General features: G+C 43.3%; 6 protein-coding genes. 2 read left to right on the top strand and 4 right to left on the bottom strand.

Going from position 1 to position 13,095, the window contains the following annotated elements; genetic code table 11:
• Nucleotides 1-72: 72 nt before the first annotated feature.
• On the bottom strand, nt 73-2,211 hold the full coding sequence (nasC, locus tag BK049_RS17820) for an assimilatory nitrate reductase catalytic subunit NasC (RefSeq protein WP_071169086.1): 2,139 nt from the start codon (nt 2,209-2,211) through the stop codon (nt 73-75).
• Entirely contained in the window at nt 2,208-4,475 is a 2,268-nt protein-coding gene (nirB, locus tag BK049_RS17815; protein ID WP_071169085.1) for a nitrite reductase large subunit NirB, read from the bottom strand. The genes nasC and nirB overlap by 4 nt, the downstream gene beginning before the upstream one ends.
• 170 nt (nt 4,476-4,645) lie before the next feature.
• On the opposite strand from nirB, the gene BK049_RS17810 reads away from it, so the two are divergent.
• Nucleotides 4,646-5,848 carry an MFS transporter gene (locus tag BK049_RS17810; RefSeq protein WP_071169084.1) on the top strand — a complete coding sequence of 401 codons (1,203 nt, stop codon included), beginning with the start codon at nt 4,646-4,648 and terminating at the stop codon, nt 5,846-5,848.
• Between the two features lie 63 nt (nt 5,849-5,911).
• Here BK049_RS17810 and gltD read toward each other — a convergent pair whose 3' ends face one another.
• Nucleotides 5,912-7,396 (bottom strand): glutamate synthase small subunit, encoded by a 1,485-nt coding sequence (gene gltD / locus BK049_RS17805; RefSeq protein ID WP_008357296.1) that lies wholly within the window; start codon nt 7,394-7,396, stop codon nt 5,912-5,914.
• A 16-nt stretch (nt 7,397-7,412) separates the two neighbouring features.
• Nucleotides 7,413-11,984, bottom strand: a complete 4,572-nt coding sequence (gene gltB / locus BK049_RS17800; protein WP_071169083.1) for a glutamate synthase large subunit — start codon at nt 11,982-11,984, stop codon at nt 7,413-7,415.
• Nucleotides 11,985-12,137: 153 nt separating this feature from the next.
• On the opposite strand from gltB, the gene gltC reads away from it, so the two are divergent.
• Nucleotides 12,138-13,040: a glutamate biosynthesis transcriptional regulator GltC gene (gltC, locus tag BK049_RS17795; protein ID WP_008357300.1), complete on the top strand. Its 903-nt coding sequence runs from the start codon at nt 12,138-12,140 to the stop codon at nt 13,038-13,040.
• The last annotated feature ends 55 nt before the right edge of the window (nt 13,041-13,095 follow it).

Here is a 13,095-nt window from a genome sequence, read left to right as displayed (position 1 = left end):
TGATCATTTTTTAGAAAGTACCATAATTTCAATAAAGATGGAAAATACACGTTATGATTTCTCACATAGTTTTCAATTCTTGTAGGCTGACAGCTGTACGGGACAATACTTAAATCCCGGCATTTTACTGTGCGGATCTAAATGCTCGCCAATCAACTGGTTAATGGATTGATGTTTGCTCCAGTGAAACGGAACAAACACGGTATCTTTCCGAATGGTGTCTGATAGATGACATCTGATGATGACACTGCCTCGTGTCGAACGAATGGTGACAAGCTCCCCGTGCTGAAGTCCATAAGCTTTTGCTGTGTCAGGATGAAGCTCTGCATAGGCTTCAAACTGTCTGGCAACAAGAGAGGTACTTTTTCTTGTTTGGACCCCTGTTTGGTAATGAGCCATCACCCTGCCAGTCGTCAAATAAAGAGGGTACTCTTGACTGACTGGTTCCTTTGCCACCTTTTTTCCGTGTGCGACGACTGCAAACTTTGCTAGTTTGTCAGGATGTGAGAATTCATGTTCAAATAGTCTTTCTGTTCCTGGATCTTCTAAATGCGAACATGGCCACAAAATGCCTTGCTCCTTCCTCAGCCTTTCATAGGTTATCCCGGAATAATCAGCTTTTCCTCCTTTCGTCGCAGCTCTTAATTCTTCAAAAATATCTTCTGCTGATGAAAAAGAAAAATAATCGCCTTTGCCTAATACTGCTGCTATGTCACAAATGATTTGCCAATCATGCTTTCTTTGATGCTTGAGTGGATATGTTGCTTCTCTCAGCGTAACGCGCCCTTCTATGTTCGTCATGGTTCCTTCGTCCTCTAAATATGACGAAGTTGGTAAAATGACATCTGCGAGTGCAGCCGTTTCAGAAACAAATAAATCAATTGCCACAAAAAAGGACAGCTGTTCGATGGCTTTTTTGATAAAACTTGCGTGCGGGCCTGATTGAACGGGGTTTGAGCACATTAAAAAAAGCGCTTTGATCTCACCTTCCTGCATTTTTTCAAACATTTCAAAAGCAGAGACACCTTTTCCCGGCAATTCTTTTTCATCAATGTTCCATATTTTTGCGATTTCCTTTCTATGTAGTGGGTTTGTGATATCACGGTAACCAGGAAGCTGATCGGCTTTTTGTCCATGCTCCCTCGCCCCCTGTCCATTTCCCTGCCCAGTAATTGCCCCATATCCGCACCCGGGTTTGCCAATTTTTCCAGTCGCAAGCAGAATATTCAGTAAATTACGAACGGCTGCTGTTCCGTCTATTTGCTGTTCAATGCCTCTTGCAGTGAGGATGATTCCTGTTTTTTCTTGGGCAAATTTTCTTGCTATTTTCTGAAGAACTTCAACTGGCACACCGGTTTGCTGGACAATGTCTGTTAGAGACATTTGTGTGATATGCTGCTTCATTTCTTGAAAACCTGATGTTCGTTTTCTAATAAATTCTTCGTCTATTAAATGTTCTTGAAGCATGATGTGTAAGATTCCGTTTGTTAATGCGGCATCTGACCCTGGTTTCAGGCTGACATGTAAGTCGGCTAGTTGGGCTGTCGCTGTTTTGCGCGGATCAATCACGATGAGAAACGCCCCGTTCTTTTTCGCCTCTTCCATGTATGGCATGAGGGTCGGCTGACATTCAGCTATATTGGTTCCGGCGAGTATTAAAACCCGGGCATCTTTGATGTCACGAAGTGGGAAGGTCAGGCCTCGGTCAAGCCCAAATGTTTGGTTAGCGGCTGTTGCTGCTGAAGACATACAAAGCCTGCCGTTGTAATCAATATGTTTCGTTTTCAGTGCGACCCTTGCAAATTTTCCAAGTAAGTAAGCTTCCTCATTTGTAATTGATGCGCTCCCATACACACTGATGGCATCATGGCCATGTGCCGCCTGAAGCGCTTCGGTGCGTGTTTTGATTTCTTCAAGTGCCTCCTGCCAAGTTGCTTTGACAAATTGTCCGTTTCTTTTGATAAGCGGATGATTCAATCGTTCCCGGTGCAGGGCATGCTGGTGGGCATGCTGTCCTTTCATACAAATTCTTCCGAACGTGGTTGGGTTGTGAATGCCAATCGTCTGGTAACATGTTCGCCCCTCTACATGCTGCTCGACTAATTGCATTTTGCACTGCATACTGCAAAACGGACATTGAGATGGAAACACTCGCTTTCGCTCTTGCTGCTCTGATTTTTGCTGCGCATATTGTAAAAAAGATTGATTCATACCTTCACACCCTTTTGTCTGCTTTCATCAAATTGCTCACAGAGTTCTTCTCTCATTTCCTCATCAAGCAATTTTTCCCGTATGGATATGCTGCCGTTTCTTCGGAGCCAGTCCCCGATAGATTCCTTGAAATAGGCTCGTTTTCTATAGTCTTCAAGCAGCGCTTTTAAAAAAGGGATGAGCTCACTTTTTCGGCTCACAGAATAAAAAAGCTGACCTGCTTTCGGCTGACGCATGTCGCCTCCGATATAAATGTTCCATGCATCCAGCTGGTTCTTGATGCAGATGTCATCAATTGGGCTAAGTTGACACGTGCAGGAAGGACCGGTGACATGAATGGATGTGACGGCAGGTAAAAGCGTGTTTTCTATTTGTCTTTCGATCTCGATGACAAGCGTCGTGACAGCTGGATCGTGACGACAATCACATGAAAGAATATGAGATAGTCTGCTTCTTTCTATAGGCATGATTTGTCCCTGATCTTTTAAGATATGTGCGGCTTTTTCTGAAACACCGATAAGACGAATGCGCTTTTTCTCCGTTAGTTCAGCCTGCTGAATCAGCTTTTGTTCTAATAATGTGGTGATCATCTGTAAAAAATTGAGATCAAGACGGCCTCCATATAATTGAGGAATCATTGTGAACTCTTGCTCGGATAAGTTGAAACTATCTTTTTTTGGCTGATCATGAAACTGCTCGAAATAGTATGGTATGGCCTCTCGGCAGAAGTCACATCCATCATCGGTTGTCCAATCAAACTGACTTCTCACTTCCTCTTCATTCAGCGGCAGCCGTTCTTTCATAAATGAGAAAATGCTCTGTTCATCTGCATTTGTACATGGACAAAAAGAGTCCTGCGCTTCCGTTTGCTCATTTGATGCGTTTTGACAGCAAGCACGGACAAGCTCTTGACAGCCTCCGCAGCCGGTTGCGGCCCCTGTCTCCTTTTTGACCTCTTCTAAGTTTGTCAGCTGATGGATCAATATGCTTTTTAAAATGGCTCCCTTCGTCACGTTTTGACATTGGCAGACAAGATCTTCCTCTTTTAACGTATCTAGAGGGGATGACGGCTCTTCATTCAGTGATTTCATGACTACACTTTTATCGCGTCCCACTTTCACATCTTGGAGAAGCTGATCGGCTTTTTCCAGCTGTCCGACCAATAAGACACCTTTTAGCACATCACGTTCAAACACTAATTTTTTGTACACTTCTTGTTCTTCATCTAAATAAGTGACCACTGAAGCATACGGAGACCGGGTTTCAATACATCCTGCAGAATAGATGGGCATGTCATCTGCTTTTAATTTTGTTGAGTAAATGGGCTGAGATGCAGTCGTTATCTGTTCGCCTAATAGGTGTTTGGCAAGAATGCTTGCTTGTTCATAAATGGGCTGCACAAGACCGTGCACCACGCCCTTATGCTCGGCACATTCTCCAATGGCATAAATATTCTCGACGTTTGTTTGCATGACGTCATTTACGACAATGCCTTTTCTCGTGAGGATTCCGTGGTGTTTGGCAAGCTGTATATTCGGCCGTATTCCTGTTGTGAAAACCACGAGATCAGCATCTACGATCTCACCGTTTTTTAAAAGAACCCCTTCTACTCTCTCCTCTCCTAAACACGCAATCGTATGGGCACTTGTTTTCACCTGGATGCCCTTACGAGTTAATTGTTGCTGCAGCAATTCTGATGCTGTTTCATCTAATTGGCGCTGCATGAGCCCTTCGGTGTGATGAATGATGGTTGTCTTCAGCCCCCTTATCTGTAATCCAGCGGCCACTTCCACGCCAAGAACACCGCCCCCAATGACTGCTGCACGTTGATAGCGCAAGGAATCAGCGTGAATCGCCTGATAATCGTCAATCGTACGAAAAGCGTAGACACCTTTTTTGGATACACCTTGTATAGGAAGAAAATAAGGCGATGAACCTGTTGCGATGACCAGTTTGTCATAAGGGATATTCTGGCGCGCTTCTGTCATGATGCATTGCCGCTTTGTATCGATGTGAACAACTGTTTCACCTGCTTGTATGGTGATGTCATGTGTGGTGTACCACTCTTTTTTCTGTAGTTCAATTTGAGACAATGATTCGCTTTTTTGTAAAACCGACGAAAGTTTTATTCGGTTGTAGGCTGGGTGCTTTTCTTTTCCAATGATTGTGATGGAATAGCTTTCTGATTGCTTCTGGACGATATGCTCGATACATTTCATACTCGCCATGCCGTTTCCGATAAACACGAGATTGCGCTTTGCCATGTGAGATCAACCTTTCTACGTCTCTTGCTCCAAAGCTTTATGTACCTAGATTATGGCACGTTCCTGTCAAAAAGTGTTTGTTCATGTGAACTTTTCTGACATGATACTTTCATTACAACAATGAACTCGCTATCTTTAAGTCAGAAAATTCAAAATAGAGGAGGGTTTTTGTGAAACTTTCAGAATTAAAGTCTAGTGGTCATCCTAAAACATTGTTTGGTGCATTTTTATATTTTGATGTGAGCTTCATGATTTGGGTTTTGTTAGGGGCACTTGGTGCTTTTATTGCACAAGATTTTGCCTTATCAACAGTAGAAAAAGGGATGATTGTGGCCATTCCGATTTTATCCGGCTCTTTTTTTCGCATAATGCTGGGGTTATTAACAGATCGAATAGGACCTAAAAAAACCGCGGTGATGGGCATGCTGTTGACCACCATACCGCTCATTTGGGGGTTCACCGCTGGTACAACCCTTTCGGAGCTGGTGTTGATTGGTATTTTACTAGGAGTTGCAGGTGCAAGTTTTGCTGTCGCCTTGCCTATGGCAAGCCGCTGGTACCCGCCACATTTACAAGGGGTGGCCATGGGGATTGCAGGTGCTGGAAACAGCGGAACACTGATCTCTACGCTATTTGGACCAAGACTTGCGGAGATTTACGGGTGGCATGCAGTGATGGGGTTCGCCCTTATTCCCTTAATTGTTGTCTTTTTGTTTTTTATTTTCACTGCGAAAGATGCGCCAAACCAGCCCGCTCCTCAGCCGCTGCGGTCATATTTTTCAGTCTTTCAAGTGAAATCGACGTGGTTTTTCTGCCTTCTTTATGCGATTACATTCGGAGGTTTTGTCGGACTTTCAAGTTTTTTGAGTATTTTCTTCGTGGATCAATATGCCATTTCGAAAATCCATGCTGGTGATTTTGTGACGCTTTGTGTAGCAGCAGGCAGCTTCTTTCGGCCAGTTGGCGGTCTAATTGCCGATAAAATAGGTGGAATGAAGGTTCTGCTTGGCTTATTCGCTGTCATCGGCATCTGCCTAGGGGCAGTGAGCAGTCTTCCTGCTTTACCTGTGGTTATTGCCCTTTTATTTGTCGGGATGATGTGTCTTGGCATGGGGAATGGGGCTGTTTTTCAACTAGTGCCGCAAGTGTTCCATAAGGAAATTGGGATTGTGACTGGGATTGTTGGTGCTGCAGGCGGCATTGGCGGATTCTTTTTACCAAATGTTCTTGGCAGTATAAAAGAAATGACTGGTTCGTATACGTTTGGATTCTTGACCATTTCACTTTTTGTCCTTGTCGTCTTCCTCTGTTTAGTCTTATCACAGCTTAAGCGCAAAAAAGTCGTGATCAACCACACCGTTTCTGAATCATAAAAAGCCATGACCACTCTTTGGTCATGGCTTTTCTCTATATGTGATAAACACCCTTTGTTTGACCTATTTTGGCAGAACCGAACTCCCCATTAAATAACGGTCTACCTCGTGAGCCACTTGTCTGCCTTCGTTAATGGCCCAGACAATCAAGCTTTGGCCGCGTCTTGCATCTCCCGCTGCAAATACGCCTTCTACATTTGTTGTATATTCCCCGTACTTTGCGTCAATACGATTGTTTTTGCTGTCCACGCCAAAGTGTTTAACTAGCGGCTGTTCAGTTCCCTCAAAACCAATCGCGATAAAGACTAACTGAGCTGGCCATACCTTCTCTGTTCCTGGAATCTCATGAAATTCAAACTTCCCTTGCTCGTTTTTCACCTTTTCCATTTGAATGGTATGAAGCTCTTTTAATTTCCCATTTTTATCAGCCACAATTTTTGTGGTTTGAATAGAATATTGCCGCGGGTCTTCTCCGAATTTTGCTTGTGCTTCTTCATAAGCATAATCGAGTGAGAAGACATAAGGCTGCTCTGGCCACATGTTATCCCCTACACGTGTATCTGGAAGCTTAGGATGCTTCCCGAATTGAACAACACTTTTTGCTTTTTGGCGAAGCGCAGTTGCCACGCAGTCAGCACCTGTATCTCCTCCGCCAATCACAATGACGTCTTTTCCTTTGGCATCAATAAAGTTTTTATCTTTAAATCCTGAATCAAGCATGCTTTTTGTTGCGAGTGTTAAATAATCCATCGCCAGATGAATCCCTTTTGCTTCCCGACCTTCAATCAACAGGTCCCGCTGCTTTTGTGCACCTGTACAAAGGATGACTGCATCAAACTGCTCTTTCAGCTCATCAGCCGTGATATCCACACCCACTTCTGTGTTCGTCACAAAGTCAATGCCTTCTTGTCTTAGAAGTTTGACTCTGCGCTCAACGACTTCTTTGTCGAGCTTCATATTCGGAATACCATAAGTAAGCAGTCCGCCAAGACGGTCAGATCGTTCAAACACGGTTACTGCGTGTCCTGCTTGGTTTAATTGATCTGCACTTGCAAGTCCTGCTGGTCCTGAACCGACAATGGCAATCTTTTTCCCTGTACGGTTTGAAGGAATTCTCGGAGTGATCCATCCATTCTCAAAGCCTTTATCAATGATCGTCCGTTCAATATTTTTAATTGAAACCGCTGGATCATTGATGGCGACTGTACATGAACCCTCGCAAGGCGCTGGACACACTCTCCCGGTAAATTCAGGAAAATTGTTCGTTTTTTGCAGTCTTTCGAGCGCTTCTTTCCATCTCCCGCGATAGACAAGGTCATTCCACTCTGGAATCAAATTGTAGATCGGGCAGCCAGAAACGCCGCCCCTGATCTCCATCCCAATTTGACAAAACGGTGTTCCGCAGTCCATACATCTAGCGCCCTGCCTTTTTAATACCTCATCTGTATAAGGAGCTGAATATTCTTTCCAGTCATTTTGACGAGTGAGAGGGTCACGTTCATTTGGCTTTTCTCTTTTATAATCCATAAAACCTGTTGCTTTGCCCATTGTCCTCTCCCCTTTCTTAATGAGCGAGGGCTGCTTTTTGCCCGTTTGCCGTTTCTTTATTTTTCGGTTTTGTGTTTGCTTCAAATGCGAACATGACAGCTTCCTCATGACTAAGTCCCGCTTGTTTTTGTTCTTCAATGCTTTGAAGCATCATTTTGTAATTTCTCGGAATGATCTTAATGAATTGATTCTTTTCTTGCTCCCAGTTCTCTAGAAGGGCTGATGCCTTTGAGCTGTTTGTATAATCAAGGTGCTCCTGAATCATTTGCTTCACTTCTTGCTCTTCTTCATGATCTGTGAGTTTTTCAAACATGATCATTTCCATATTACACATTCTTTTGAACTGTTTCGCATCAGATGTATGCACGTAAGCCACACCGCCAGACATGCCTGCACCAAAGTTTTTCCCGGCATCCCCTAAAATAACAACACGTCCGCCAGTCATGTACTCACAGCCATGATCACCGATTCCTTCGACGACCACATGGACACCTGAATTACGAACGGCAAATCGTTCACCTGCACGCCCGTTAATATATGCTTTTCCGCTTGTCGCCCCATAAAATGCAACGTTTCCGACAATGACGTTCTCATGTCCATTTTGCACAAAGTGATCAGATGTTTTGACAACAATTTTGCCTCCGGAGAGTCCTTTGCCGATATAGTCATTTGAGTCACCTGTTAAATATAAGGACATGCCCTTTGGCACAAATGCGCCGAAGCTTTGTCCAGCTGAACCAGTGAAACGAAGTGTGATCGTATCCTCTGGCAGTCCTTCTTCGCCGTAGCGCTTAGACACTTCACTACCAGTAATGGTTCCAGCTACACGGTGAATGTTGCGAATGTTTAGTGATAGATCAACCGGTGTTTGATGATCCAGCGCTTCCTGTACATAAGGGAGAATCTCATTTACATCCAGTGATTCATCAATCTTATGATTTTGCGGCGTTCTAAATGTGCGCGGTCCTTCTGGCTGATAAAGCAGTGTTTCAAGGTTCAGCTGCCCTGCTTTCCAGTGTGCCTTTGCTCTTTCACTAACCGCCAAAACGTCTGTACGTCCAATCAATTCATCCATTGATGTAAAGCCAAGTTCAGCTAAGATTTCTCTTACTTCCTCTGCAATAAACATCATGAAGTTCACAATGTGATCAGGGTTACCCATGAATTTTTTGCGAAGCTCTGGATTTTGTGTCGCAACACCGACTGGGCAAGTATCTAAATGACAAGCTCTCATCATGACGCATCCTAATACAACAAGTGGAGCTGTTGCAAAGCCGTATTCTTCTGCACCTAAAATCGCAGCCATGACAACGTCGCGCCCTGTCATTAATTTTCCATCAGTTTCAAGAACGACTCTTTCGCGAAGACCGTTTAAGACTAGGGTTTGATGTGCCTCAGCCAAACCAAGCTCCCACGGAAGTCCTGTATGTTTAATGCTTGTTTTTGGCGAAGCCCCAGTACCGCCATCATATCCGCTAATGACAATGACATCCGCAGTCCCTTTTGCTACACCTGCTGCAATAGTTCCAACGCCAGCTTTAGAGACAAGCTTGACACTGATGCGTGCGTCACGGTTCGCGTTTTTCAAATCATGGATCAGCTGAGCCAAATCCTCGATTGAATAAATATCATGATGCGGAGGTGGTGAAATCAGGCCAACACCCGGCGTAGAACCACGCACATCTGCGACCCAAGGATACACTTTATTTCCTGGCAGCTGACCGCCTTCACCAGGCTTTGCACCTTGCGCCATTTTAATTTGCAGTTCATCTGCATTGACCAAGTAATGACTCTTCACACCAAAGCGGCCAGAAGCAATTTGTTTAATCGCACTTCTGCGATCATGACCTTGCTCATCTACTGTAAAACGTGCAGGGTCTTCCCCGCCTTCTCCGCTATTGCTTTTGCCGCCAATTCGGTTCATCGCAATTGCTAGTGCTTCATGCGCTTCTTTACTTAAAGAACCAAATGACATCGCACCTGTCTTAAAGCGGCGCACAATCGATTCAGCAGATTCAACCTCTTCAAGGCGAACGGGTTTTTGTTTTGAACGAAAAGCAAACAGATTTCTGAGGAAGCCAATTCTTTCTTCGTCCGCTGCCTTCGTATATTGTTTAAATAGATCGTAATCTTCGTTGCGGCATGCCCACTGAAGCGTATGGATTGTTTTAGGATTAAAGGCATGATGCTCTCCGTTTTTTCTCCATTGGAATTCACTGCCTGATTCGAGTGTTTGGTCAGTAGATGACTGATACCCGGCCTCATGACGAAGCTTTGCCTCACTAGCAATGGTCTCAAGATCAATTCCGCCAAGCTGCGAAGCTGTGCCTGTGAAATACGCCTGAATGACGTCTTCACTAATGCCGACTGCTTCAAAAATTTGTGCTCCTCTATAACTTTGCACAGTGGAAATACCCACTTTTGACATGACTTTGACAACACCCTCGGTCACGCTTTTGCCAAACTTCGTGACAGCTTCATCAAAGCTAATAGAGATCGCTTCTTCTGAAATAAGCTGTTTGTATGTTTCATAGACCAGGTAAGGGTGGATTGCATCTGCACCGTAGCCAATAAGTGCTGCAAAATGATGGACTTCTCTCACTTCACCAGATTCGACGATCAGACTCACCTTTGTTCGCAAGCCTTGGCGCACAAGATGCTGATGAAGTGCACTTAGTGCAAGAAGTGGTGGAATCGGCACTTTCTGTTCTGTCATTTCACGATCTGAAAGAATTAATAAAGATACGCCTTCGCGAATGGCTTTTTCCGCTTCTTCAAACATCGCATCGAGACCACGTTTTAGATCATCGGTGAAAAGTGTATGAATTGTTTTGCTTTTAAAGGCATTATGAACAATCGTTTTCAAACCGTTAAATTGTCCGCTCGTTAAGACCGGTGTATAAAGTTTAATTCTTCGGCATGAATATTCATTTGGATGTAAAATATCTCCTTCAGCACCTAACCAAGTCATGGTTGATGTGACGAGCTGCTCACGAATCGCATCAATCGGTGGATTCGTGACCTGTGCAAATAGCTGTTTAAAATAATTGAAGAGTGATTGCGCCCGATCTGATAGCACAGCAAGCGGTGTGTCACTTCCCATGGAACCGATTGGGTCTTTGCCCTCCTCTAGTAAAGGGATTAAATACTTTTGAATGTCTTCATACGTATAATGGAAAGCACGCTGGCGCGTCAGTAAATCACTCATTATACTAGAATTTTCTGAATTTTCTTCAGAGCGATTGACATGAACCATTTCTTCATCCAGCCATTTTTGATAAGGAAATTCATTCGCAATGGTCGACTTCACTTCTTCATCTGAAATAATTCTGCCTTCTTCAAGGTCAATCAAGAGCATTTTACCTGGCTCAAGACGATCTTTATATTTGACATCTTCTTCTTTTGTTTCAATCACACCTACTTCAGATGAGAAAATGATGTGGTCGTCATTTGTGACATAGTATCTTGCTGGTCTTAATCCGTTACGATCTAAGATAGCTCCGATTTGTTTCCCGTCTGTAAAGGAAATCGCTGTTGGTCCATCCCACGGCTCCATTAAAGAACTATGGTATTCATAAAATGCCCGTTTCTCTTTTGACATGTGCGTATTCTCAGTCCAAGGCTCAGGAATGAGCATCATCGCTGTATGAGCAGGTGTACGGCCTGCAAGTACGAAAAATTCAAACGCATTGTCTAAAATAGATGAATCACTTCCGTCTGCATTCAGCACTGGCAAAATCTTGTCTAGATCTTCTCCGAAGGCTTCAGACACGAATTGTTGTTCTCTTGCTCTCATCCAATTGATGTTTCCTCTTAATGTGTTGATTTCTCCGTTATGAATTAAGTAACGGTTTGGATGAGCTCTTTCCCATGTAGGGAATGTATTTGTACTAAATCTTGAATGAACAAGTGAAAATGCAGAAACAAATGTTTCATCTTGCAGGTCAAGGTAAAAAGCATCGACTTGATCTGATGTTAAAAGTCCCTTATATACAATGGTTTGACTTGATAGGCTGACAAAGTAAAATTGTTTTTTCTCTGCTGTTCCCCAATTTTCAGCCTGCTTACGAATGACATATAATTTTCGTTCAAATGCCAAACGATCTGTTACGTTGTCGTTTGCACCGATAAACACTTGACGGACAACCGGACAGCTCTTTGCTGCGACAGTCCCAATTTTCCCAGCATCAACAGGAACGGTTCTCCAGCCAATCAATGTTTGACCTTCTTGTTTAATGAAACCGTTGATCTTCTGTTCAATCGCTTGACGCGTTTTGTCATCATCATCTTTTGAAAAGAAAACCATTCCTACCCCGTAACGGCCCTTTTCAGGAAGTGCAAAATCTTGGCAATTCTTTCTAAAGAAAGCGTCTGGCAGTTGTACCATTAAGCCGGCACCATCACCTGTATACGGATCACTGCCTTGCCCGCCGCGATGATCGAGCTGGCACAGCATTTGCAATCCCTTTTTGACGATGCTATGTGTCGCCTCCCCTTTTAAATGGGCGTACAGTCCGATTCCACATGCATCATGTTCAAATTCAGGACGGTAGAGACCTTGTGGTTGTGGTAGTTGATTAAAAGTCATCGTTTCTCTCCCCCGTTTAAAAGATCCGTTTTTTCACAGTAATAAAATCTCACAAACTCTGTAACTTATTTTAAGTTTTCAAATTAATATAAACAATATATAATTTAGATCAAAACAATCTCTTTTTGAGATAGATGGGTGTGAAGTGTAAAAATGGAGCTTCGTCAATTACGATATTTTGTAGAAGTTGCTGACCGTGAACACGTGTCAGAAGCGGCTGAAAACTTACACGTTGCCCAATCTGCCATCAGCCGGCAGATTGCCAATTTAGAAGAAGAACTTGGAGTGGCTTTATTCGAACGAGAAGGACGAAATATCAAATTAACGAAAATCGGCAGACAATTTTTGGACCATGTTAGGACAGCACTAAAGGCAATTGATTACGCCAAGGAGCAAATTGATGAATACTTAGACCCGCACAAAGGGACGGTAAACATTGGATTTCCTACAAGTCTAGCAAGCCAAGTTCTCCCTTCTGTCATTTCGGCCTTTAAGCAGGAATATCCAGAGGTCGATTTTTTACTTAGGCAAGGTTCCTATAAGTTTCTCATTGAAGCAGTCAAAAATCGAGATATCGATCTTGCCTTTTTAGGACCTGTACCGACAAATGATCCTCAAATAGAAGGAAATATTTTGTTTTCAGAAAGCATTTATGCCCTTTTACCTGTTAGCCACCCCTTCAGCGGGCAAAGAAGTATTCATTTAAGTGATTTGAGAAAAGACCATTTTGTTTTATTTCCTGAGGGGTATGTGCTGAGACAAATTGCGGTTGATGCTTGTAAGCAGGCAGGCTATGAACCAACCATTTCATCTGAAGGAGAAGATTTGGATGCGATTAAAGGTCTCGTGTCAGCTGATATGGGCGTTACCTTATTACCCGAAAGTGCCTTTTATGAAACAACACCGCGATTTACAGTGAAAATTCCAATTGATTTCCCGCAAGTGAGAAGAACCGTTGGAATTATTGCCTCTAAATCAAGAGAGATGTCTCCTTCCGCACACGATTTTTATATGTTTGTGAAGGATTTCTTCTCTAAAATTGAACAATATAAATAATTCATTAAAACAAGACATTTCATTTGTAGAAATAATCACTCTTTGTATATGATGA

The sequence above is a fragment of the Bacillus xiamenensis genome, from assembly GCF_001857925.1.
GTDB classification, from domain to species: domain Bacteria; phylum Bacillota; class Bacilli; order Bacillales; family Bacillaceae; genus Bacillus; species Bacillus xiamenensis.
The sequence above is the reverse complement of the archived record's forward strand: the minus strand, read 5'-3'. Positions and strand labels throughout refer to the sequence as shown.

Bases quoted from the DNA above. Each gene is read 5' to 3' on its own strand.
- gltC (WP_008357300.1), top strand. From the start codon at position 12,138: ATGGAGCTTCGTCAATTACGATATTTTGTAGAAGTTGCTGACCGTGAA.
- gltD (WP_008357296.1), bottom strand. From the start codon at position 7,396: ATGGGCAAAGCAACAGGTTTTATGGATTATAAAAGAGAAAAGCCAAAT.
- gltB (WP_071169083.1), bottom strand. From the start codon at position 11,984: ATGACTTTTAATCAACTACCACAACCACAAGGTCTCTACCGTCCTGAA.
- nasC (WP_071169086.1), bottom strand. From the start codon at position 2,211: ATGAATCAATCTTTTTTACAATATGCGCAGCAAAAATCAGAGCAGCAA.
- nirB (WP_071169085.1), bottom strand. From the start codon at position 4,475: ATGGCAAAGCGCAATCTCGTGTTTATCGGAAACGGCATGGCGAGTATG.